Genomic DNA, 25,739 nt, shown 5'->3' with positions numbered 1-25,739 from the left:
CTCTTTTTTATTGTGTAGGTTGTAAAAAGTTTATAAGTTTCTTTACAGCTAAAGCTCTGTGGCTTATTTTATTTTTTATGTCATTTCCTAATTCTGCAAATGTTTGAGTATATCCGTCCGGTACAAATATAGGATCGTATCCGAATCCTGATTCTCCTTTTTTTTCGGTGATGATTTGTCCTTCTATTTTTCCTTCGAAAAGATACTCTTTATTACCTGTTATTAATGCTATGCAAGTTCTGAAACAGGCTGAACGATCGTTTTTGTCCTTTAAATTTTCAAGGACTTTCTGCATATTTTTCTCTGAGTTATGATCATTTCCGGCATATCGTGCCGAATATACTCCGGGTTCATTGTTTAAGGACTTTATTTCGAGCCCCGTATCGTCTGCAAAACAGTCGTAACCGTATTTTTCTTTTATATATCGGGCTTTGATAAGAGCATTTTCTTCTATTGTGCTTCCGGTTTCAGGAATGTCTTCATGACAATTTATATCATCAAGACTTAAAATATTCAGTGTATGATCGAGAATATTCCTGATTTCTTCTAATTTGTGTTTATTATTTGTTGCGAAGACGATCTGTTTCATAATAGAATAACTTATTGTATATAACGTTATAAATAAACTTATTATTGTTGTTTCTTTCTGAAACAAAAGTATAAAATATAAAATGAATATTCTATATAATGATTATCTTATTGTTATAGGATAAAATTATCTATTTTTGTTTTTAAAATAGATTTTATGAAATCGATATGGGGATATAAGTTTTTTCGGGAGTTCGGAAATATATTATATAAGAATAAAAGTTATTATTGTTTTTTGATCGGTATAGGCTTTTATTGGGCTTTGTTTTTTACATTATCCGATTTTATATCTATACCATGTTCTTCTTTTAAGGATTACGTAGGTAACGGAATTCAATGGGCTTGTGTTTCGTTTGTTCCGTTTCTTTGTTGGGTATTTGTTTCTATGAACAAATATCTGTTTGCTCTTCTTTTTCCATTATTCAGTATTATATGTGCCGTACTTACTTATTTTAGATATGCTTATAAATTCGTTTTAAACAGTATGATGCTATATACAGCCTTTAATAATGATGTGCGTATAACGGCAGAGCTTATTTCTCCTTATTTGGTGTTATTTGTATTGATAAATCTGGTTATTTCGTTTTTATTCGTACGGTATCTTTGGAGAATGAAGATATATAGAAAGTCTTGTTTGTTTTCTTTTAATGCATTTTGTGCATTTTCTCTTTTCTTTCTGATGTTTCAGGGTAATTCTCCTGTAAAAAGAATGATAGAAAAACGTATTCCGGCTAATCTTGTTTTTACTACTTTAGATTATTATAAAGGAAAGATGGATATAGCTAAAGAGAGAGAACGCTCTTTTGACTATGTAGAGTCGGAGTGCGATTCTATTACTGTGGTTTTAGTTATAGGGGAATCCCTTCGTCCCGATCATCTTTCGGTAAACGGGTATTTTCGCAAAACTACTCCTAATCTCGATACTTTGGGTGTTATATCATTTCCTAATGTAAATTCTTTATATTCTATTACAAATCAAGCTCTCCCCTATTTAATGACTCGTACCGATACGTTGCATGCAGATAGAGCTTATAAAGAGAGGTCTTTTATAGATGTATTCAAGGCCGGTGGATTTCATACTTCATGGATAAGTAATCAAGATTCGGAAAAGTCGTATGTTTATTTTATAAATGAAGCCGACACAGTTTTTTATGTAAATCGATCCCATGATGTTTATAGTTTCGATCAATGGCTTGATGAGGATATATTACCTTATTATAATCGAATGATAGACTCCGAGTATTCTAAAAAACTGATAATTCTTCATACTATCGGTTCACATTGGTGGTATAATTTACATTATACAAAAGAGTATGAAGTATATAAGCCTGTTTTGAAGAGTAAAATCATTGCTTATTGTACGGATGAAGAAATCAGAAATTCGTATGATAATACGATCTTATATACCGATTATATTCTTTCTGAAATAATCGACAAATTAAAAGATAAAAATGCTGTTTTGATATTTGTTTCGGATCATGGTGAAGCTTTAGGAGACGATTCTTTTTATTTACATGGAACTTCTCATCCGACAATGTTTCGTACGGCAATGTTTGTATGGATGTCTGAAAAATATAAGTCGTTGCATCCTGAGCACTTGAAGAACGCATTGAAAAATAAGGATAAATCTTATATGACAGATTTTGTTTTTCCTTCTATTATAGATGCCGGATGTTTGGATACGGATATACTCGTTAAGAGTAAAAGTATTTTTGAAAGTTCGGAATAAAAGAAAATAAATATCATCCTTTGATTTTATCGAAACCTTCTCCATATACGCCGACTACATTGGATTGAGATATAAATGCATGAGGATCTATCTCTTTTACCAGTCGGAAAATCGATAAAGATTCATTCCTTTTGGCAAGGATAACCAATACTTTCTTGGGTTGTTTAGAGTACCATCCCATTCCGTCGAGAATAGTGACGCCTCTGTTGATATCCTTGTTGATACGGTCTGCTATTTCCTCATACTTTTCTGAAAATATCAATATTTGTATAGATCGTCTGACTCCGTTTATAATCATATCGCAGGTATAAGTCATTACTGCCATGACTACGATCCCGAAAACGATTTTCTCGATGCTATGGAAAAGTACGTAAGAGGACGATATGATAAGAAAGTCGCAATACAAAATAGATCTTCCTAAAGATATTTCTTTATACTTATTTATCATGGCGGCAATAATATCTGTTCCTCCGGTGCTGCCGTTATGGGTGAAGACAATACCTATTCCCGCTCCGCAGAGTATTCCTCCTATAATACACGACATAAACGGTTCTCCGGTAATGAGCGGTTCTTTTATATACATTCCGAAAAATGAAAGAAGCAAAGTCATGACTATGACGCTGAATATGGTGCGTATGCAGAACTGTATTCCCAAAATACGTATTGCTGCTATTAACAGTAAAGCATTTAGTGTAAAATAAGATATTGCTACCGGTATTTTAGTCCCGAAAAAGATGAGTGCCGAAACTCCGGCAATACCTCCGGTGGTGATTTCATTGGTAAGTAAAAAACTCGTCCATCCGAAAGCATAAAGAACTAATCCGAAAACGATGATCGTGTAGTCTTTTATTTCGATCCAGGCTTTATGAGAATTTAAATTCATAATGCTGATATTGTTTATATCGTTACCATCGAGAATCTGTATAAATTTTCCAATAAGAAAATATTATCAAATCATTCTTGTATTTTTTTTCGGTCTTTTTTCGTTTCCTCTTGTCAGATCGTCCGATATACTTCCCGTAAAAACAAAGAGATATACTCAAAAAAACTCTCAAACCTGATAAGTAAAATTTAGATAGACTCTGAAAATAATTTCAAAGTTACATCTTTTTTATATTTTTCCAAATTTCATATTTGGCTAAACAGGCTGATATTCATAAATATCCCCGAAAAATATAGTTACTATACTTTTCGGGGTATTTTCATAAAATCTTGTGAAGTTTTTTCGTTTAAAGAACGATATTGACGATCTTTTTAGGGACAATAATAATCTTTTTAGGAGTCTTTCCGTCTATCCACTTTGCCGATGACGGATGTTCCAATACTGTTTTTTCTATTTCTTCTTTAGAAGCATCTGCTGCGAATTCAATATTAAAGCGGGCTTTTCCATTGAATGAAATTGTATAGTTGACAGTATCTTCTTTGAGATATTCTTCATTGAATTCCGGCCATTGTGCATCGCATACCGACGTCGTGTGTCCTAATTGCGACCATAATTCTTCACATATATGCGGTGCGAACGGAGTCAGCAGTATTATGATTTGTTCCAGTATTTTACTGTTTCTGCATTTTAATGCTGAAAGCTCATTTATGCAAATCATAAAAGCGCTGATAGAAGTATTGTATGAGAAATTTTCTATATCCCAGCTTACTTTTTTGATAAGTTTGTGTAACGATTTCAGTTCTTCCCGTGTAGGTTCTTCGTTGTTTACGGTCAATTGGTCTCCGTCGAAGAACAGATTCCAGAATTTTTTTAAGAAGCGATGTACACCGTCTATACCGTTTGTATCCCAAGGTTTGCTTTGTTCGAGCGGACCTAAAAACATTTCATATAAACGGAGAGTATCTGCACCGTATTTTTCTACTATATCATCCGGATTTACGACGTTGAACATCGATTTCGACATTTTTTCCACTGCCCATCCGCAAATATATTTTCCGTCTTCTAAAATAAATTCTGCCGTTTCAAATTCGGGTCTCCATTTTTTGAAAGCCTCTATATCGAGAATATCGTTACTTACGATGTTTACATCTACGTGTATAGGGGTCGTATCATATTCTTTTTTAAGGTTGTATGATACGAATGTATTGGTATCTTTTATTCTGTAAACGAAATTAGACCGGCCTTGAATCATACCTTGATTTACTAATTTGCGGAACGGTTCGGCTTCACAGACAATTCCCAGATCATACAGAAATTTGTTCCAGAAACGGCTATAAATAAGGTGTCCGGTGGCATGTTCGGTTCCACCGATATAAAGATCTACATTGCGCCAATATTCATTAGCCTCTTTCGATACGAGCGCATTGTTATTATGCGGGTCCATATAACGGAGATAGTATGCTGATGATCCGGCAAATCCCGGCATGGTGCAAAGTTCTAAAGGAAAGTGATCTTCTGTTTCCCAATTTTTCGCTCTTCCCAGAGGCGGCTCACCTTGTTCGGTCGGTAGAAACTTATCTATTTCCGGCAATAACAAAGGCAATTTGCTTTCGTCCAGCATATAGGGCATATCGTCTTTATAATAGACAGGAAACGGTTCGCCCCAATATCGTTGACGGCTGAAAATGGCATCGCGCAGACGATAATTGACTTTGATCCGTCCTAATCCTTTTTCCTGTATAAAAGCTTTTGTTTTAGCTATAGCCTCTTTTACTTCAAGGCCGTTGAGGTCGAGACCGTTTCCGCAAGAATTGATCATCTTACCCTCTTTGGCATCGAAACTTTCTTCGGAAACGTCGCAGCCCTCTATCAACGGGATGATCGGCAGGCCGAAATGTTTGGCAAAGGCATAGTCGCGGCTATCATGTGCCGGTACTGCCATAATTGCTCCTGTTCCGTATCCGGCGAGCACATAATCGCTTATCCAGATAGGAATTTTTTCATTATTCAGCGGATTTATAGCGTATGCTCCGGAGAATACTCCACTTACGCTTCTATCCATTAATCGTTCGCGCTCTGTTCTATGTTTGATACTGTCCAGATAGGCATCTACCTCTTTTTTCTGTTCGGGAGTAGTTACCTGTGCCACGTAATCGCTTTCCGGAGCTAATACCATAAAAGTAACACCGAAGATCGTATCGGCACGTGTTGTGAAAATAGTAAACTCTACATCCGATTCTACTACTTTAAATTTCATTTCAGCACCTTCGGATCGTCCTATCCAATTTCTTTGCGTTTCTTTGAGAGATTCGCTCCAATCTATGGTATCGAGTCCGTCGAGTAAACGTTGTGCGTAGGCCGATACTCGTAAACACCATTGACGCATGATTTTTTGTTCTACGGGATAGCCTCCACGAACCGACAAACCTTCGCTGACCTCGTCGTTAGCGAGGACCGTTCCAAGTTGCGGACACCAGTTTACCATCGTATCTCCTAAATAGGCAATACGATAATTCAGCAAAGTTTTTTGCTGTTCCTTGACACTCATCTTTTTCCATTCGTCCGCCGTAAAAGAAAGCTCTTCGCTGCAAGCGACATTCAGCCCTTCAGTTCCGGACGTTTCGAAGGTTTTAATTAAAGTTTCTATGGGTAGAGCCTTTTGTTCATCATAGGAATAAAAGCTGTTGAACATTTTTTCAAAAGCCCATTGTGTCCATTTATAATATTCCGGATCGCACGTGCGTATTTCACGACTCCAGTCATAACAAAATCCTATTTTATCAAGCTGTTCTCGATAACGGTTGATATTTTTTTCGGTAGTTATTGCCGGGTGCTGTCCGGTCTGTATCGCATATTGTTCGGCCGGAAGCCCGTATGCATCATATCCCATCGGATGCAGAACATTGAATCCTTTCAGGCGTTTAAAACGGGAATAAATATCTGAAGCGATGTATCCGAGAGGATGCCCGACATGCAAACCTGCACCGGACGGATACGGGAACATGTCTAAAACATAAAATTTCTTTTTTCCCTCTTTCTCGGTTACTTTATACGTCTGGTTATCTTTCCAGTACTGTTGCCATTTTTTTTCTATTTCCCTGAAATTATATTCCATTTTATATCTGTTTTATCTCTTTTCGTAAGTATATTATTTACAATATGTTGGTTTTGATAGTAAATATCTTTGCAAAAGTAATAAAAATATGCTGTATATAAGAGTCCGTCTAAATTTTCCTTCTGTAAAATTCAGACGAAGCCCTAAGCTTCTTGTTTTGTTCAAAAAGATAGTTTATGGTTATAAGAACGGGATAACTTTAAAAAATGTGTGAAAAGAGAGTTCTGTACAAGAGGTGATTGTCTGTAAAATAAAAAGTTTTTGTACGTTTGTAAAGATTATCTCTTGTATATACGAGAATAGTCTTAATCTAATGACAGATTGAATAATGAAAATAGGAAATATGGATTTGGGCAGATACCCGGTCTTATTAGCTCCTATGGAGGATGTTACGGATGTGTCTTTTCGACTCATGTGTAAAGAGTTCGGAGCAGATATGGTATATACCGAATTTGTGTCGAGCGATGCTCTTATACGAAACGTGGACAAGACGCAAGCTAAACTTTCTATTCGGAACGAGGAGCGCCCTGTCGCAATACAGATTTACGGTCGCGAGACGGCAGCTATGGTTGATGCTGCCCGTATTTGTGAAGAGGCTTGTCCTGATGTGTTAGATATTAATTTCGGATGTCCTGTGAAAAAAGTGGCAGGGAAAGGCGCCGGAGCCGGAATGCTGAGGGATATTCCTAAAATGCTCGAAATTACCCGAGCTATTGTAAATGCCGTAAAAATTCCCGTGACAGTGAAAACTCGGTTGGGATGGGATCATGATTCCCGAATAATCGTAGAGTTGGCAGAACGGTTGCAGGATTGCGGTATTGCTGCATTGGCGATTCACGGACGTACTCGCAGTCAAATGTACACCGGAGAGGCAGACTGGAGTTTGATAGGCAAAGTGAAAGAGAACCCTCGTATGAGAATACCTATAATAGGAAACGGTGATGTAACGACACCGCAAATCGCTCGTGAAAAATTCGAAAAATACGGTGTAGATGCTATTATGGTAGGCAGGGCTTCTATCGGTTCTCCTTGGATTTTTAAGGAGATAAAACAATATATAGAAACCGGGCATTGCGAACCTTTGTCTGTTTCGGATAAAATGTCTGTTTTGCGTCGGCAATTGAAAGAAAGTATCGACCGGTTAGATGAACGTCGCGGGATTTTGCATATCCGCAGACATTTGGCTGCAACGCCTTTGTTTAAGGGCATTCCTAATTTCAGGGATATACGTATAGCTATGCTCAGAGCTGAAAATTTTATTGAATTGTCTGCGATTTTGGATAAAATAGAGTCTGAAATATTGATAAAATAGAATTAATGTAAAAATAATCAGAGATCATGAGAATGAAAAATTTTGGGAGAATTGCAGCGGTATGCTGTCTCTTTTCATTATCGTTATTTTCAGCACAGGCTGTTGTTTCGAATGTCGGTGACGGAAATGATAAATATGTTACTAAAGAGATAAAAGTAGATGATTTTTACAGGGTAAAAATCAATACGGCATTCAATGTCGTATATCATCATAGCAAGGATTCTGCAGGATTGATACGGATGTACGGTGAAGAAAATATTTTGGATGAAGTGAAGCCGGTTTCGAAAGACGGAACATTAGAAATAAAATTCATCAACACGGCTAAACGTGAATACGGGGTTATTATTTTAGATGTTTATTCTTCCGATTTGCAGGAAGTGCAGAGCGATGCGGGCGGAGTTTTCGAGACTTCCGGTAGTTTATCCGGTTCAGAATTGAATATTTTGTTGATGGGCAATGGTCTTATTCGTTGCAATAATCTTGATTACGGTATCGTAAAAGCTCGTATTATGACCGGTTCGGGGGATATATTTCTAAGCGGTACATGCCGCGAAGCCCGTTTGTCTATTGCCGGTTCGGGAGAGATAAAAGGTCATGAGTTGAAAGCCCGTGATGTAAGTTGCAATATTACCGGAAACGGAAGTATAGGCTGTTGGGCTGAAGAAAATCTGAAAGCTTTTATTACCGGGAAAGGTGATGTTTATTATAAGGGAAAGCCTACTGTCAAGAAACGTGGAATCGGGTCGGGTCGTGCTATTCCTCTGATTGATTAATCTGTTTTTTTGTCTTTGCACGCATCTGATATATAGACAATTATTTAATAAAAAAACCGGGAAAATTATTTCCCGGTTTTTTTATTAAAAGGCTTCTATTCTTTATTTTTTGATGAACGGAATTACTGTCGTTCCATCAGCAGTTTTGATTTTTGCGATATAATAACCGGCAGCAAGGTCATCTACCGAAATTTGAGTAGTTGCAGAAGCTGCTTTTACTTCACTACCTTGTCCGTTTACGATGGTCACGTCACAAGCTTCAGAGAAGTTAAGAATGTCCTTCACCGGATTAGGATAAGCTTTGATAATAGTTTTATCGGCTATATTGTTGTCGATAGCAGAGCTTTCTCCATCTATAATTTGATCTACGGTAAATGTTCCTTCATCAAATTCACTATTTGTTATATTTATCGTTACAGTAGATACTTTATTATCGCATGCTCCTACACCATTCTTATATACATTTTCAGCTTCTTTTGTAGATGTTGTTTCTCCGCTTTTATAATCATAAACGATGGAATAAGAAGAATAGGTAGTAACTACTTTGTCTGCTTGATCTCTGGAGCTGAATCCATAATCAACAGTCGAATAAATTTTATTTGTAGAGAATGTAGTTCCCGTAGGATATACGGTTATGTATTCTTTTTTTGAAGCATCAATAGCAGGAGTCTCTATATTTCCTTGTCTTGCTGTTTCTACAGAGAGGTCGGATGGATTTATTTTTACTGCATACGAGTCGAATTTTCCTTTACAAGTTAAATCGTTTTGGAAAGGAAGGTTTTCATTAAACAATCCGGCTACGACAATTTTACCATCTCTTTCTGAAATACCTCCGATTACATTTTGAAGATCATTTGTTGATGCATTGGCTGATTCATATACGTTTTTCTGATTCAGCGTACCATCGATATTAATATCGGCAAGAATAATACCTCTGCTGTATAATTCTCCTTCGATAGGCAATTCTATCTTGTCAGAACTATTCCCTACGGTCAGGGTTTGATTACCCATCGCACCGAATATAGCGTATATGTGATCTGCATTAGCATACATTTTGGCATCCGTAACCGAGTAAAGGGCATTTGTTCCTTCTGCGACAACAGGACTTAAATCTGCTAATTTTGCATCGATTGCGAGGTCGGTAGTCAATGAGATTGCACAACCGCTATATAAGTCGGCAGCCATGCCTGTACCGTCATCAAAGGCTTTTGCATTAAAAGTGAATCCGTCTTTTTCTGTTTTCCCGGCATAAAGAACAGATGCATATAATTTACCATTTATAAATTGTAGATCTTGTATGTTAAAGCTTGCGTCCACTATTAGAAACATAAAAGATGTACCGGGCATATCTGCCAGATTGGTTTTAAAAGTTTCCAATTTCAACAAAACACCAGTATTACTGTATTTTGCAATGAATCCGGAATTTGTATATAAAGTTCCTTCTCCTAATGGAGATTCGTATGTATTACAAGTTGCTGTTTGTTTGCTATTGTCCTGGCCATTGAATGTGGTTGTTTCTCCTGTATATGTACCGGCTACGTAAATATTCCCATCGTTATCATAAGTGATGGCGTTGATTTGAGTCGATTCTCCGTTAATTACATTTGCCCATACCGGTTCACCCGTAGCACTGTATTTAAACAGGAACGAATCTCCTGTGTTTTCAAAGTTCAATGCTGTATTTCCAAAACTGACATCTTCTTTAGTTAAACTTCCTGCCACGTAAGTTTCACCGGATGGTGTAACAGCAACGGCAGAGGATGTTGTGGCATAGGATGCTTTTGTCGGAGTATCTATGGTTTTACTCCACTGTGCTTGTGCCGACGTTACTAACGCTGCACAAAAAAGAATAAGTAGTCCTTTTTTCATAATCACAATAATTTAAAGTGGATAAATAGTATATGAGAAAAATACCTAATCTGACTTTAGTTGGTCAGATTAGGGTTACTTTGTATAGCCTCGTTCGGTATGCGGATAGTATAACGCTCGTCACCCTGTTCGAGTTTATATTCTTTCTCGTTTTCTGTTTTTGTAATTGCCGGTTGAGTAGTACGGCGAAGGTCAAACCAGCGGTGTCCTTCGAAAGCCAGCTCACGATAACGTTCGTCATATATTTCCTGAAGCAATTCATCCTTATCCATTGCCTCTACTTTTGTTTCTTCTTCGGCATAACCGGTAGCATTGAACCGTTTTGCTTTTAGTTGTAAAAGATAATCTTTCGCATCAATCAGATTATCATCCTGACAGGCTGCTTCGGCAGCATTCAAATATATCTCTCCGGTTCGGAATGTACAGGCATATTCGTTGCTTCCGCCCTTTCTTACCGTATATCTTCCGCTTCCTTCTGAAGTGTAAAAGCGATTTCTTCTTCTGTAATCGTTAGAGTTGTAGAGATTATATAGATCTGTAGAGATGTAGATAGCCTTGTTTATATCTGCAGAGGAATATTCCAACGCCATAATCGATTCTACAGATTGGTAATTGTTCGGCATTGTGGTTTGCGAAAGATCTACAAGTTCTTTATTTATTTCCAGAACTTCTTTAGATGCATTTAAAGATTCGCTCCATTTCTGCATATACAGGTATAATCTCGATCTGAATGCTTTTAAAGCCGTAGTGGTGAATCTGTAGTTAAAACCTGCATCCCACTTTTCTACATTCAAGCGTTTCCCGGCTTCAACGATATCCGACTCTATGGCTGCGTATATTTCTGCTACCGTATTCCGTGAAGGAGCGTCTTCAGTGTTCGAATTCAGTTTAAGAGGAACGGCTTTTGTATTTAAATTTTCTTCGTTATAGGGTTTTCCGTAAAGGTTGACCAGCATAAAGTGTATATATGCCCGCATGGCGTATGCTTCCCCTACGAGTTGTGCTATTTCTTCTTTACTTCCCCCAGTCATTTTATTTTCGTTTTCTATTGTATAGTTGATGAGGAAAAGGGCTTGGTAATATTGCCGCCAACCAAAATCAGAAGAATAGTCGGGACTGTAATCATCCCATGTCCATTCTTCGAAATAAAGACTTCGGCTTTCCGTATCGGTAAAAGATCCTACTTCATCGCTGCGGAATGCTGTACGTGCTCTTCCGTTTTTAGGAGTACTTACGTATGCCTGTGTCATTAGAGCTCTGAATTCTGTAGCAGTAGTAGGAATTACTTTTCCGACGGGAGTAATGTCCAAAAAATTGTCGCAGGAAATAAATCCTGTTGCCAAAAATATTGACAGTATATAAATTATCTTTTTCATCGGATTCGTACGTTAAAAGTTTAAATTAAGACTGAACGTAACTGACTTCGGAATGGGTTGTGCATATACATTACCCATTGTTTCCGGATCGAGATAATTGGTATAGTCCGATCCGACTACAAACAGGTTGCGTCCTTCTAAAGAAATAGATCCGGAACTCATGTGGAATAACTTCAGCCAATTTTCAGGCAGTTTATATCCGACACGAATACTTTGTATTCTCATATAGTTTCCTTTTTTTACCCAAGTGTCCATCGAATTATAATAATTCAAGTCATTGAAAGCCGTATATTCGTTGTGGCGATAAGACTGTCCGTTTTTCGTATCACTGATAAGCGCAGGGAAGCGTCCGTTCGGGTTGCTTGGCGTCCATCTGTCTAAAATATCACGATTCGTATTCATTCCCCGATCATAACTTGTGATGGAGTATGAAGGTTGTGTCTGGACGTACTGACCTAAATTGAAAATACAGTTGACCGCTATTTCGAAACGTTTGATAGTAAATGTGTTTGTAAACCCTCCTGAGTAAAGCGGTTCTGTAGTTCCGATATATTTGAATAGAGCCCGATGTTCTTCGGCCGTAAGGTCTGGACCATCATTCTTCATATTGAAATATTGTTCTGCGGTAACTTTTTCTCCGGCACTATTTAGGAACAGAGGGTATCCTTCGCTGTCGAGACCGGCAGACGGATAGGCGAAGATAGCGCCGATCGGGTAACCTACCAATGACGGTGTCGTTTGGTTGGCAGGTACGGACATTTTCAAAATCTTGTTATTGTTATATCCGATGTTGAAATTAGTGAACCATGTGAAATTTTTTGTATGTATGTTTCTTGTCGTCAAACTCAACTCTATTCCTTGGTTTCTCAACGTCGCCCAATTGACAGTGGTGGATGAGAAGCCTGTTTCCAAAGGTGTCATTTTTGTCCCGATCAAGTCGCTGCTATAACGATAGTAATAATCTATTCCCAAGCTGATAGCCTGATCAAGTACCGAGAAGTCGAGACCTGCATTTACCGATTGAGTTTTTTCCCAACGCAGTTTATCGTTGGGCGGAGAATCTACCCGGATGGTACTCTCGCTGTTGCCCGGTAATATCTGTTCTACTTTGTAAGTTCCCATAACGTATGGGGATGTATTTTTATCGATATTTCCCTGAATACCATAAGAAGCTCTGACCGCAAGGTTATCTATCCAATCGGCCGAGCGCATAAATTCTTCACTGGAGATTCTCCATAATCCGCTGACCGAATAAAGCGGGAGATAACGGTATTTTTTATCTACGCCGAAAAGGTCAGAACCGTCAAACCGGATACTTCCTCCTAATGTATAGCGTTGCAGCAACGTATAAGAGAATGTTCCGAACCATGACGCATAAGCATTTTCAACATAAGTTTTTGAATGCAGGGGAACAGATGAAGCTTGCTCGTTACTTGGGAAAATAACCGGTTGTGTAGTCAAAGTTTTTCGGTCGAATCCATAACCTGCAGAGAACAAGGTCTGATACCAAGTTTTTCTTATCTCAGCTCCTGCCATAGCTTCTATTTCATGTATATTCTTTATTTGAGTACGATATTCAGCCATTGTTTTCCAAGTGACCTGAGAAGATTTATTTTCGTATTGTTTGTGAAAACCTCCGTCCGGAAGAAATGATTTGTCTCCTAAACTGGCAAGACGAGTTTTTCTCTTTTCTTTACGCATAGCATAACTGTCGTGGTCTGCTATTTTTTCGATCGAGCTGTTATTTACCTGTAAACCTACTTGAGATGTAATTTTGAAATGGTCGTTTAACCTTAAATTTACATCGAATATAGAAGAAAACGATTGAATCGTATTTTCGTTTGAGGTATTATTCCTTTCTTCGAAAATATTGAAATTTTCTATTTCATCGTCACCTTTGCCCGTGATGTTGTCATCATATATGTAATTATTATTTTCGTCATATACCTGTTGATACGGATTTGCTCTCCGAGAATAAAATGTCGGGCTGGTAAAGCTGTCCGCATCGGTTAAGTATGAATGGTTCTTCATCTGGTTAGCATATATATTAGCTCCCAGTTGCAAGTATTTATTTACCTTGTAAGTGGTTTTACCGGTAAAATTGAATCGGCTGGCGTCTACACCGATAACATTTCCTTTTTCGGTATAATAGCCCAAAGAGGTGTAATAAGTAGCACGATCGCCTCCACCGGATAAACTTAGGTTGTATTCCTGATTGAATGCATCCCGGAAAAGAATATCATTCCAGTCTGTATTTATTGTGCGTAATTGGTTTATTGCGGCTTGGGCTTCGGGAGAAATGGCTCCAAACCCTCCTGCCTTGAATGCGTCGAGTTGATTGTATTGCTGCAATATTTCCGATACACCGCCTTTTTTTTCGCGATAAGTATAGTCTGATTGCAATAAATCCATTTCTAATTGAACTTTTTCATCAGAGTTCAATAAGTTTAATCTATCGATGTTAACATTGGGAACATAAGATAGTTTTGTAGAGAAGGAGACACGAGTTTTTCCTTTTTTCCCGCTTTTGGTCGTAATAACAATGACTCCATTGGCAGCCCGTGCACCGTATATCGCCGTAGCAGCAGCGTCCTTTAGAACGGTAACATCTTCTATATCGTTCGGGTTGATACCGGCAATAGATGTAGAATATATATTATCTATATCTTGCAAGTCTTCCATTTTAGGTATATCCGTGCCTTCTAACGGAATACCGTCCAATACCCATAACGGATCTTGTGTTCCGTTTAAAGAAGAAGTTCCGCGAATTCTTATTTTTACCGGAGCACCCGGAGCACCGGTTGATGTTACCGCTGAAAGACCGGCTACTTGCCCAGCTAAGATTTGATCGATAGAATGAGAACTTCCGATCAGTTGATCTGTCATTTTTACTTTAGATATAGCAGAGGTAAGTTTCCGTCGTTCGATATTCTGATATCCGGTAACAACGATATTGTCAAGCTCGTGAGAGGATGATTCTAATTTGATATTATAAAATGTTTCTTTCCCGAGTTTGATCTCTTTTTGGTTATGTCCCAGATAACTACAGAAAATGCGGGTAATATTATCGGGGACATTGATAATAAAGCTTCCGTCGATAGCAGTCATTACACCGATCGATTCTTTAGGATAATTTATCTTTTTCAGATCGTCGGGCGACACGAATACAGATGCTCCGATAAGCGGCATGTTGTCTTCATCTGAGGTAACAAGTCCTTTGATTTCACGGGTAGCCGAGAATACCGACATTGTATAAACCATCAGTGTGGAAATCAATAAGAATTTTTTCATCTGACAAAATCTGTATGTCCAAAAAAACGTTCGTTTATTCGGACGGTTTATAATATTTTACTCTTCAAGGATATAATTTATATAAATCCCTTTATTTCAGTTATTTGCTAATTCTCTGATTTTATCTGACTATTTTGTTTTTCATGCTGAAAAAACGAACGTTTGTTTGAATAGAATCGAGAATAAGCAATTATAAAAAAGTTCGGCTATGGATATTATTTGTTTAATCCTAAACCGGTATCGATACGTAATAAAACGTCTGTATAGTGATAACGAGCTGCCAAATCGGATGTTGTATTTACTCGTTTTTGTAACAGCTCTCTTACTCTGAGCAATTCTCCGCGTTTTACGGATACGGCATCGGAAGTACGATTCGATTGTCCGCTGTAAAAGTTTACATTACGGACAGAACGTCCTTCATCTCCTTCAAAATGCTGTCCGCAGCAAGGCAATACAAGATCTTGCAATCCGGTTCCGACTAGTTTCGGAGCGCTTTTGGTCGTTGCTTCTTCTTGTGCGGCGACTAAAAGAGCATCGATAAAGCCTTTTTGCAAAGCTCTCATGTTTGCATCGGGAATTCCTCCTCTTTCTGTAATACCGAAGATGTGCTTATGCATCATGTCCAACATTTCGATAGCGGTGAAAGCTTTTTTGCCGTTCTGTTTTTCGTTTTCTATCATGCGGATGATCCGGTTATTTGTGAGTAAATCCCAGAAAATATATCCATGCATGTTTTTTAACGTGTATGAGGGAGAATTTTCAATAGCTCCCATCATCGAATTTTGTATCGGAAATGTATATTTGTTTATATCCGCTTTTAGCAGCCACTCCGGACTGGTAAGTACCTCATCTAACAAAAATTGCAACGCTTCTTTTTGACGGTTTTTTTCAACAAAAGCATAGGTTTCTTGTCCGTCTCCGATCGACGTATTTTCAAGATACATGCCTCCGATATTCGAGAGTACGTGATAGGAGTAAAGATTCCATTGCCCGATTATTGCATTATATAATCTTCCGGCATCGGTGTAAGTTTGCCCTTTTTCTCCGGTGGTTGTCCATTCGATAATATGCGGCATGATTCTTTTAATATTTTCCATCCCGTAACGGGCGGCTTTTACATTATCATCACCGAGGTCTTCTATCATGGCTCGCGGATCGGTCGCATCTCGCATTGATTGGGCATCGGCAAATCGGTATAACGGTCCGGTGTGTTTACTCAAGAATTCGTAAACAGCATCTTTTTCCTGATCGGGAGATTCGATGTCTCTCCAACGGTATCCGAATTCTATGGCGAATATATCATACGGACCGATATGTGGTGCGAGATCTGTAATTCCGTCTCCGGGTTGTGCAACATAATTATAACGTGCATAGTCCATGATAGACGATGCCGTCGATTTCATTTTGCTTGTGAATGTCTTGGAGCGCAATGAATCGGTCGGATAGGCTGCCGAGGCGATCATATTGTGGCGTAAACCCAAAGAGTGTCCGATTTCATGACAGGCTACAAAACGCATGGCATCTCCCATGAGACTATCCGGTAATAGACATTGTTGTGCGGCCGGGTTTACAGCTCCGGTTTGTATAGTGATCCAGTTTTTAAGTATGGAAATAACATTATGCCACCAAATAACGTCGGCTTCGATAATTTCTCCTGAGCGGGGATCGTATATCGAGGGTCCCATTGCATTCGATTCTGCTGAAGCCACATAATTGATAACGGAATAATTGATGTCATCTTCATCCGCTTCAATGCTGTCGGGGAGTTGTTTGGCAATTATAGCATTTTTAAATCCGGCTTTTTCAAAAGCGACTTGCCAATCTTCTACACCTTGTTTTATATATTTTCTCCATTGAACAGGAGTCGTTTTGTCGATATAAAAAATAATCGGCTTTTGCGGTTCTACCAGTTCTCCTCTAAGGTAAGCTTCCTTGTCTTCCGGTTTCGGTTCGAGTCGCCAACGTGTTATCAGTTTTCTGGAGTCTAATCTTTGTTGCCGGTCACTAAAAAAGAGTTGCGGTACGTAAAAGTAACCGACCCTTGGCGTTACATAGCGACCTGTCATCGGTTTTTCCGGTAACAATACAATAGAAGAGCTGACTTCTGCTGTCAGGTTATTGACTTTGTTGAACTCTTTTACATGAGTCGTCAATTCGGATATAATAACTACATTATTTTCGAATGCTTTGGTTTTGATTATTCTGGAAAGGTTCTTGTCAACTGAAGAAGATACATTTAAGTTCGGGAAGAATCTGTTGATAGGAGATTCTCCGTTGTAAATATCGTTAATCTTGACAACAAAAGCGGTTGTGTCTTTATTGTATGCTTCTATTTTGAAACTTGTCATTAACGGCGAGATGTAATTTTCATCGACTGATTTGCCGATAGCATCGCCTTCCGGATATTGGGGTTTAGGCTGTATTTCCCGAACAAGAATTTTATTTTCGTCTTTATTCCATTCGAAACGTACTAACTCGGTTTGGTAATTGATTCCTTTATTTATTCCTGATCCGTTGATGACAGCCGGAACTTTTCTTAGTTTATTAACGATCAGCATGTCCCGGTTAAGTAAGCTTGCCGGTATTTCGAAATAGTAGTCGTTTTTCTTTTTGTGAATACGGAACATACCTTCTTGGCTTATCGTTCCCGGTCCTACGATTTTACTATATTCGTTTTTGGTTTTTGTAGAATCGTTTTTTGCAGTAGTATCACCTTTTCGGGATTTGCGGTTTTTTTTCTTTTTGAATATATTTAATTGTAATTCTTCTTGCTGAATCGTATTGTTTACAGGCAATTCGCCGGCATAGCTGAATCCAATAAAAGAGAACATTATTCCCCACAAGATAAACTTGCTTTTCTTCATATGAGTTAAATGTTTAAGTTAATTTCTTGTTTTACAGTTTGATGCGACGGTTTATTATTTAGTTGAGCTTCTGTCGAGTTTATTATCCTGTATTTCTGTAAACCTAGCATTTTCAATCCTTTTCAAAAGGCAAAGGTATATATTGTTTTTTTATTTGCAAGCAGTTGTTTCTATTTTTATGCATTTTCAATCAAAAATGATGTCCTTAAAACGTTTTTTATGACAAAAACTTACAGAAAATTGTGTTTTTATGGCAAAAAACAGAGACGTTTGAAAACAGCTTATGTTGTAAGTTGTCGGTTTATATATATAAAAACGGTGCTATCTTATTGTAGCACCGTTTTTACAAGTTATTTTTTATACCATTATTTCGCTGATTTTCTGCCTGTTGTCCGTTTTTTTGTCGCTGGTTTTTCTTCACTGTCTTTTATAATTTGCAAGCAGGCTTCCAATGAAAGAGAAGCCGGTTCGCTTCCTTTAGGGATTTTATAATTTTTCTTTTTGTATGCTATGTATGCACCGTAGCGACCATTCAATATTTCCAAATCAGGTTCTTCCGTGAAACTTTTAATTAGTCTTTGACTTTCTTGTTCTCGTTTTTGGTGGATGATGTCGATAGCCTCTTCTAATGTCACGGAAAGAGGTTCGTAAGTTTTTGGTAACGAAACATATTTGTTATCGTGTCGAATATAAGGTCCGAATTTTCCGATTCCGACAGTTACGGGTTTATCTTCGAAGTCTCCTAATGTTCGGGGCAAATCGAAAAGCCTGAGTGCTTCATCCAGTGTAATGGAACTCATCGATTGCCCTTTTAACAAGGAGGCGAATAACGGCTTTTCTTCGTCTTCCGGAGTTCCGATTTGTACCAGTGGTCCGAATCTTCCTATTTTGACCGATACCGGACGACCGCTTTTAGGGTCGATTCCCAATACCCGTTCTCCCACTTTATGCTCCATTCGGAGAGATTTTGCTTCTTCTACAACCGGATGAAATAATTTATAGAAATTATCGATTGCATTCGTCCATTCCAATTTGCCTTCGGCTATATGATCGAATTTTTCTTCAACGTTTGCCGTAAAATTATAGTTCAAAATATCCGGGAAAAATTCGGTGAGAAAATCTGTTACGACCATTCCGATGTCGGTAGGGAGTAGTTTTGCCTTTTCTGTTCCGGTGATTTCGGTCTTGGTTTTGTCTGTAATCTGATTATTTTTCAGGGTCAGGATATTATATGATCTTTCTTTTCCTTCCCGGTCACCTTTTTCAATGTACTCACGTTGCTGTATCGTCGATATTGTCGGGGCGTATGTTGAAGGTCGTCCTATACCTAATTCCTCTAACTTCCGTACCAAACTTGCTTCGGTATAGCGTGCCGGGCGTTGGGTAAAACGTTCTGTCGCTTCGATCTCGGATATTGCAAGGCTTTCGTTTATGTGGATAGGCGGCAGCATCTTGCTGTTATTTTCTGTATCTGATTCTTCATCTTGAGATTCGAGGTAAACGCGTAAGAATCCGTCGAATTTTAAAACTTCACCGATAGCTACAAATTTTTCGGCTCTGTTCGAAATTTTTATGGTTGCTGTCGTTTTTTCTAATTCGGCATCGCTCATTTGAGAGGCTATGGTACGTTTCCATATCAGTTCGTATAAACGTCGTTCTTGAGAGGGTGCATCGATCTCATGATTATTGATGTAAGTCGGACGGATTGCTTCGTGGGCTTCTTGCGCTCCTTTCGACTTGGTATGATAATTTCTTATTTTCAGATACTTTTCACCTAACGTAGAAATAATCTCATCTTTTGCCGTATTGATTGCCAAATTAGACAAATTCATCGAATCGGTACGCATATAGGTGATGAACCCTGATTCGTAAAGACGTTGTGCAACCAACATCGTTTGAGATACCGAAAAACCGAGTTTACGGGCTGCTTCTTGTTGTAACGTAGATGTCGTAAACGGTGCGGCAGGTGATTTATGCACCGGTTTTACGGCAATGTCTTCGATTGAAAAATTTGCGTTTTTACATTGTTCGAGAAAGTCTAAAGCCTCTTCTTTTGTTTTGAAACGTTTGTTCAGTTCTGCATTTAGTTCGACAGGAGTGTTCTTTTCTCCCGGAATCAAAAAAGTCGCAATAACCCGGTATGCAGCTTCAGGAACGAAATTTTGTATTTCTCTTTCTCGTTCTACAATAAGACGGACGGCAACCGACTGTACCCGGCCGGCCGATAGTGCAGGCTTTACTTTTTTCCATAATACAGGAGAGAGTTCAAACCCGACGATTCGGTCGAGAACTCTTCGTGCCTGTTGCGCATCTACACGATCTAGATCTATATTTCTCGGATGTTCGATAGCGTTCAGTATCGCACTTTTCGTAATTTCGTGAAATACGATTCGTTTCGTATTTTCCGGTTTTAGTTTCAATACTTCATATAAGTGCCATGCTATAGCTTCTCCTTCCCGGTCTTCATCGGATGCCAACCAAACGGTTTCAGCTTTTGCGGCTTCTTCTTTTAATGTTTCTACCAACTTTTTCTTATCGGCAGGTATTTCGTATATAGGTGTATAATTGTGTTCTATATCAATACTGAAATCTTTTTTCTTCAAATCGCGGATATGTCCGTAACTTGAGAGTACCTTGAAATCTTTTCCTAAGAATTTTTCAATGGTTTTTGCTTTTGCTGGAGATTCGACTATTACTAAATTTTTTTGCATATAGCAGTTTTTATTTTTTACTCTTGAGAGTTTGTTTCTTATTTATAACTGTTTTTTGAGGCACTTGTTTTCTTTTTCTCAGATTTATTGTGCCGTTTTTGTTTCTGAAATAATGAGAATAGACTGAAAATATATTCGGTATTATTTCAGTTGAAATCGGACAAATTTCAAGCGTGCGGCAAAATTAGAAAAAAAACTGATTGAATTTCAGAACTTTTGCTGTTAAAAATTTTTATGATTATCAAAAACAAGGCGATAAATAGAGTTTTTCCTTTATGAAAAATTCTATTTACCGTCTTTGTGATTTGCCTTTAAAGGGAGGTGATGCCTACAAATTTGTTTATTCTGTGTCTGTTTTTACAGCCTTTTATATTTATGTTAGAAGCATACCCCTACTCCTGCCATGATGTTGAAACGCTGTGCCGGCATGCCGTAGTACAGGTTGTAATGTTGTGCGAAAATGTTATTGGCTTGTACCAATAAATGAACACTATCATTGAAGCGATAAGTAGCTCCTAAACTGACATTAAAGATGTTTTTCATTTTTCCGGAAGAGAAATAGTCTGCATCCGGTTTCAAATCTGTCTCTATGATATTCCGGTATTCACGTCCGTTTGCTAAATAAATATCCAGATCGAAAGTCAGATGTTTTGTCGCATTTACATCAAGACCCAGATTCCACTCGTTTACCGGAAGAGCTGTGCGTATTTTTCCCTTTCCATGTCGGTAATGCCATTCATTATGAGCCCAGTTGATCTGAGCTTTTACCCGATCCTTATATTTGTAATTTATATCGAAACCGACTTTCCATGCATAGGCATCCATTGCGAAGAAAGAAATGACATCTCGTGAAAGTATCCCATCGTAGGCGATCAAAGTCCGGTAATCGAATAATGCATCTGTCGTTGTTTTTATTCCGGTATATAAGTTTACATTAAAATTTGCCAGATAATTTGTTCTGAGACCGAATGTCCAATCTGCCGGAGTGTAAGAATTTGTTGCCGGACGGGACGGGTCGGCATATATGCTCCGTACGGACATTTTGTTCATTGTGTTGAGCTCTTTGCCTCCTTCAAGAGATGTAAACAGGAAGAAAGATTTTTCGAATTCCCACTCCAGATTCAGATCCGGAGCAAAACGAAAAGCCGTACCGTCATCGAACGAGATATCTACATTAAGTCCTGCCCTGAATTTCAGATTGTTTTTGGTAATATTGAAATTCGGATTTAGGCGAATGACGGTATAGTTATATTGATCTTGACTGTAAATTAGGTTATCCATTCCTACTCCTAACCCGATAGCATAATATTTGCCGAACGGTGCACTGAGGCTAAAACGTGTTTCTATATGGTTTTCTGTCAGTCCGTTTTTATCCTCGTAAAGAAACCCGAGCCTGCTTTTATATCCGTTGTATCCTACCGATAAGTCATAATTCAGTTTTTCGTTGTTTTTGGATTCTATTCCCGTATGCAGAGAATATTGTTGCACGCGTTGTTGATTTGTCATTTTGAATGTTTTCATACTTTCGGGAATAATATCCATTATTTCAGGAATAAGAGGCATACCGTAATAATTGAACGCATTGCTACGGTATGCACCGGCTATTTTCCATGACAGTTTTTCGAAAGTATGTTTGTAACTTAAATTCAGAATGTTATCATTTCTTCGTTGAGTTACTTTTTTATCGTTTTCCAAATATTTCAGCTTTCCGTTTGTCGAACTGTGTTGATACCATACTCCTAATTGGTCGGTTTCACTGTCGAATATTCTGAATCCGGCATTGGCTGCAGCATTTAAATAGTTTCCCATTGCCAAATTTATATAGCTTTGTTTCGGATTGACGGCCGGCTGCATTCCGAAATTTCCGGAAGGGAGTATTTGCAGTATAGGTCCTGTAGTCATCGGTACAGCCCAATCCGAATAACGGATAGACGGTTTAGTGACTACGGGATTATCTATTTCGGGTAACGTGTTTATTTTGGAGGCGTCGTTTACGATTGGGGTAAATTCTTTCTCTATCGTTACTTCCCTTTTCAGGGATTCTTCTTTATTCTCTTGAGCCGAAGCAATACTGCAAGTTGACAGTAGTGCTACAAATACATACATCTTTTTCATAGGCTTTCTGTTTTACGAAGTTATTTACCTATTTGTTTCAATCGGTTTTCTATCATGTTTTGAATATCGTCTTGAGCGTTGTAATTATTTTGAAGACTCAAAAGATATTGTTTTGCTTGGAAATTTTCTTTTTTGGCAATATTTATATCCGCTAATAGAATAAATGCCCGAGCAAGCCAGTATTGATGGGAAGTTCCTGCTTCGATGAAAAGGTTTATCTCTTTTTCGGCATCGGCACTTTTCTGTTGGTCAAAATAATATTGGGCTAACCGGTAGGCTGCTTCAGCTCCTTGGGAGGTACGGGTATCTCGGGAAAGAATTTTCCATTCTTCTGCCGCTTTATCGATGTTTCCTGTCGAAACAAGAGCGTTAGCCTTTTCATATCGGGCTTCGGATATCCATTCCGGAGATAGGTTCTGATCTTCTAAAAGTTTATTGGCTATGGCGATTATTTCTTCGTTTTGTTTCAGCTCTTTTGCCATTCGCAATATACCGAGTCTTGCTGTGAGACGGTTCTCTTTTCCTGTCGCTTTTATTTCGAGTACTTTATATGTGTTCAGGGCGGTCGGATATTCTTTTCGGATTACTTGTATGTCGGACAGTTTTACCAATGTTTCTTCTGCTAACGGAGAATCCGGCTGTTGCAGCACTTTTTGAAGTTCTGTTTCGGCTTCGTCATATTTTTTCTGATCATAATAGAAACTTCCTAAATAATAGTGTGCCGGAATTAAAAATGCCCCTTCGGGATAAGTCTGAATATATTTTATCAGTCCGTCTGCCGAAGAGTTTGTAGGGGCTTTTAAAAAAGCCCTTTCTGCAGCTAAAAATGCCAAAGAATCCAGTTCGGAGACTTCATATTTGATAGTCCCTCCGAGAGATTCTAAATAAGATGCGTAAGCTGCGATATCGTTTTGGTCGAGATAAACAGCCTTCAAGTCATCGATGGCGACTTTGGCTTCATCGCTTCCGGGATAATTCCCTATGACTTGTTTATAAGCGGCAATCGATTTTTCCGGTTGGTTGTTATTGAAATATGCGATACCTAATTGTATGCCGGCTTTGCGGGCGGGTATCGTTTGGGGGAATTCCCGTATCAGTTTTTCAAAAACCGATACAGCCCGATCGTTTTGTTGTATCGCCGTATAGGTAAGTCCTTGTTCCAATAAGGCATCATCGACATATTCTGAGTGCGGATAATCCTGTAAAAGATTCTGGAGTATAGATATTTTTTCATCGTATTTTTTTTGAAGTCCCGCCATTATTCCTTTCTGGTAAAGTGCATAATCTCCGGTTGTCGGAGCGATTTCTTTTGCTTTGGCGTAACTTTCTTCTGCCTGTGCAAATTGTCTTGCAGAGTAGAAACAATCTCCGATTCTATTCCATGCATCGGCTATCATGTTTGTTGCCGATCTTTCTTTTGAGGAATTGACATATTGTTGGAAGCTGTTTCGAGCGGAAACAAAATCATGCTGTTTGAAGTAGGCATATCCGAGATTATAGCGAGCTAAAGGGTCGATATTTTTGTTTGAAGAAAGGTATTGGCGGTAATTAGTTGCCGCATCTGCGAATTTCCCTTCGCGGTAGTCGCATTCTCCTTTCCATAAATATGCTTGTGAGCGGGCGTTTGCATCATAATTGCCCAATTGAATCGCACTCGAAAAATATTTTCGGGCTTCGGAAAGATTATTGTTAGTGAAACTTTCAGTACCAAGCCGGAAAAGAATGCGTTGTTTTGCCTTCATAATTTTATCGGTGGGCTTTTTGATTTTGTTGATAGAGTTCAATGCCGCAGTATAATTTCGGGATGTCATATAGACATCGACCAGATAATCATTAATTGCATCTGCATATCTCGAGGAAGGAAATAGATTCAGGAATTTCTCGAAAACGGTTACCGATTCTCCGAAAGGCGATACTGTGCTTTCGTGAATATTTAAAGCATAGTTGTATAATGCCGTTTCTTGTACTTGACGGTCAAAATCATATTGCGAAGCTATGTCGAAAGCAAGTCGGGCATTCGTTTTATCTCCGGTTTTAAGATAACTTTGTCCTAAATAAAGATATGCGTTTTGCATTAAAGCGTCATTACCTGTCGTTGTCTGTTTCAGATATTCGATGGCAGACGGGTAATTGCCCGATTTGAAATATGCGATACCTAATAAATATAAACTTTCGCGTAGCGGATTTTTTGTATTTGCTACATAACGGTTCAGATATTCGATGGCTTTATTGTTATCTCCTTCGTTATAGTAACTTTCACCGACAATACGGTTTATCTCGGAGTTGAATTCATGGTCGGGATATTCAGATAATAGTTGTAGTCCTTCTTGTATAACTTGGTCGTATTGTTGGTCGTTAAGAGCTATTTGTGCTAAATAATATTTTGCATTAGCACCGAACTCGGGATTGTTTTTTACTTGTGAGAAACCATTTTTTGCTTCATTATACTGTTTGCCGGTGTAATGGATATAAGCATTGTAATATATCGATGCTTCACGATATTTTTTTCCTACCGAACTAAGTGCGGAAAAGTAAGGCTTTGCTTTTTCCGTATTTCCGCTTTTTAATTGGGATAATCCGGCTTTGAAAAGATATTCTTCTTGATCTTCGGGAGATAGTCTTTCCATATCTACTAAAGCATATTGTCGGTTGGCCTTTTCATATTGCCGGTCGAATAGGTACAGATTTCCGATCAGCATCCGTGCTTTATGGATACCGGAGGACCATCCGTATTGTTCTATGAATTTTTCCAAAAGCTTTAAGGCTTGCGGACTTCGGTTGGCATAGGACGATACAGCAATCATATAGTCGGCTTCCTGATTCAGCCTCGTGTCTTTACTTAATGTTTTGAAACGGGTCAATAAATCGATGCATCCGTTATAATTGTGTACCTGAAACATTTTCTTCCCTTTCGCAAAAATGATGTAGGGTGTTTCACTTCGGTAAGACACTTGTCCCTGAACGGAATACAGAGATAAACTTAAACAGAACAATAAAGTATATAATAAACTCCGTTTCATGTCGATTTTCGTTTTGTATAGATTGTGTTTGCTTTATCAAACAAAAATAAAAAAACTTTATGGTTGCCGTCTTAACTTCTTATTTATTAACTT

13 protein-coding genes are annotated in these 25,739 nt (G+C 38.3%); 3 read left to right on the top strand and 10 right to left on the bottom strand.

Going from position 1 to position 25,739, the window contains the following annotated elements:
- Window positions 1-7: 7 nt before the first annotated feature.
- The gene (locus Q0093_RS05095) at window positions 8-589 is read right to left on the bottom strand and encodes a non-canonical purine NTP diphosphatase (RefSeq protein ID WP_294178087.1); all 582 of its coding nucleotides are present in this window, start codon (window positions 587-589) and stop codon (window positions 8-10) included.
- Between the two features lie 156 nt (window positions 590-745).
- On the opposite strand from Q0093_RS05095, the gene Q0093_RS05090 reads away from it, so the two are divergent.
- Complete coding sequence (locus Q0093_RS05090; protein ID WP_294178089.1) at window positions 746-2,317, top strand: phosphoethanolamine transferase; 1,572 nt, start codon at window positions 746-748, stop codon at window positions 2,315-2,317.
- Between the two features lie 13 nt (window positions 2,318-2,330).
- Here the strand turns inward: Q0093_RS05090 and Q0093_RS05085 are convergent, their stop codons facing one another.
- Together Q0093_RS05085 and leuS are read right to left on the bottom strand one after the other, a co-directional pair.
- Complete coding sequence (locus Q0093_RS05085) at window positions 2,331-3,200, bottom strand: YitT family protein (RefSeq protein ID WP_297304662.1); 870 nt, start codon at window positions 3,198-3,200, stop codon at window positions 2,331-2,333.
- 346 nt (window positions 3,201-3,546) lie between these two features.
- Window positions 3,547-6,315: a leucine--tRNA ligase gene (gene leuS / locus Q0093_RS05080; RefSeq protein ID WP_297928750.1), complete on the bottom strand. Its 2,769-nt coding sequence runs from the start codon at window positions 6,313-6,315 to the stop codon at window positions 3,547-3,549.
- 328 nt (window positions 6,316-6,643) lie between these two features.
- Here leuS and dusB point away from each other — a divergent pair, with 328 nt between their 5' ends.
- Together dusB and Q0093_RS05070 are read left to right on the top strand one after the other, a co-directional pair.
- Window positions 6,644-7,627, top strand: coding sequence for a tRNA dihydrouridine synthase DusB (dusB, locus tag Q0093_RS05075; protein ID WP_297928748.1), 984 nt, complete (start codon window positions 6,644-6,646; stop codon window positions 7,625-7,627).
- A 26-nt stretch (window positions 7,628-7,653) separates the two neighbouring features.
- The gene (locus Q0093_RS05070; protein ID WP_294178096.1) at window positions 7,654-8,400 is read left to right on the top strand and encodes a head GIN domain-containing protein; all 747 of its coding nucleotides are present in this window, start codon (window positions 7,654-7,656) and stop codon (window positions 8,398-8,400) included.
- 102 nt (window positions 8,401-8,502) lie between these two features.
- Here the strand turns inward: Q0093_RS05070 and Q0093_RS05065 are convergent, their stop codons facing one another.
- The 7 genes from Q0093_RS05065 to Q0093_RS05035 form a co-directional block, all read right to left on the bottom strand.
- On the bottom strand, window positions 8,503-10,269 hold the full coding sequence (locus tag Q0093_RS05065; protein WP_297928746.1) for a T9SS type A sorting domain-containing protein: 1,767 nt from the start codon (window positions 10,267-10,269) through the stop codon (window positions 8,503-8,505).
- Between the two features lie 56 nt (window positions 10,270-10,325).
- Window positions 10,326-11,645: a RagB/SusD family nutrient uptake outer membrane protein gene (locus Q0093_RS05060; protein ID WP_297304668.1), complete on the bottom strand. Its 1,320-nt coding sequence runs from the start codon at window positions 11,643-11,645 to the stop codon at window positions 10,326-10,328.
- A gap of 12 nt (window positions 11,646-11,657) precedes the next feature.
- Window positions 11,658-14,936, bottom strand: a complete 3,279-nt coding sequence (locus Q0093_RS05055; RefSeq protein WP_297928743.1) for a SusC/RagA family TonB-linked outer membrane protein — start codon at window positions 14,934-14,936, stop codon at window positions 11,658-11,660.
- Between the two features lie 215 nt (window positions 14,937-15,151).
- Window positions 15,152-17,800 carry a zinc-dependent metalloprotease gene (locus Q0093_RS05050; protein WP_297928741.1) on the bottom strand — a complete coding sequence of 883 codons (2,649 nt, stop codon included), beginning with the start codon at window positions 17,798-17,800 and terminating at the stop codon, window positions 15,152-15,154.
- A 365-nt stretch (window positions 17,801-18,165) separates the two neighbouring features.
- Window positions 18,166-20,511 (bottom strand): type I DNA topoisomerase, encoded by a 2,346-nt coding sequence (topA, locus tag Q0093_RS05045; protein ID WP_297928739.1) that lies wholly within the window; start codon window positions 20,509-20,511, stop codon window positions 18,166-18,168.
- A 378-nt stretch (window positions 20,512-20,889) separates the two neighbouring features.
- A complete protein-coding gene (locus Q0093_RS05040; protein ID WP_297928738.1) occupies window positions 20,890-22,626 on the bottom strand; it encodes a hypothetical protein in 1,737 nt (578 codons plus the stop codon).
- A 20-nt stretch (window positions 22,627-22,646) separates the two neighbouring features.
- A complete protein-coding gene (locus tag Q0093_RS05035) occupies window positions 22,647-25,646 on the bottom strand; it encodes a tetratricopeptide repeat protein (protein ID WP_297928736.1) in 3,000 nt (999 codons plus the stop codon).
- Between the last annotated feature and the right edge of the window lie 93 nt (window positions 25,647-25,739).

The organism is uncultured Coprobacter sp., from assembly GCF_947855755.1.
In the GTDB taxonomy this organism is placed as follows: Bacteria; Bacteroidota; Bacteroidia; order Bacteroidales; family Coprobacteraceae; genus Coprobacter.
This window is presented reverse-complemented; position numbering and strand designations above follow the sequence as displayed.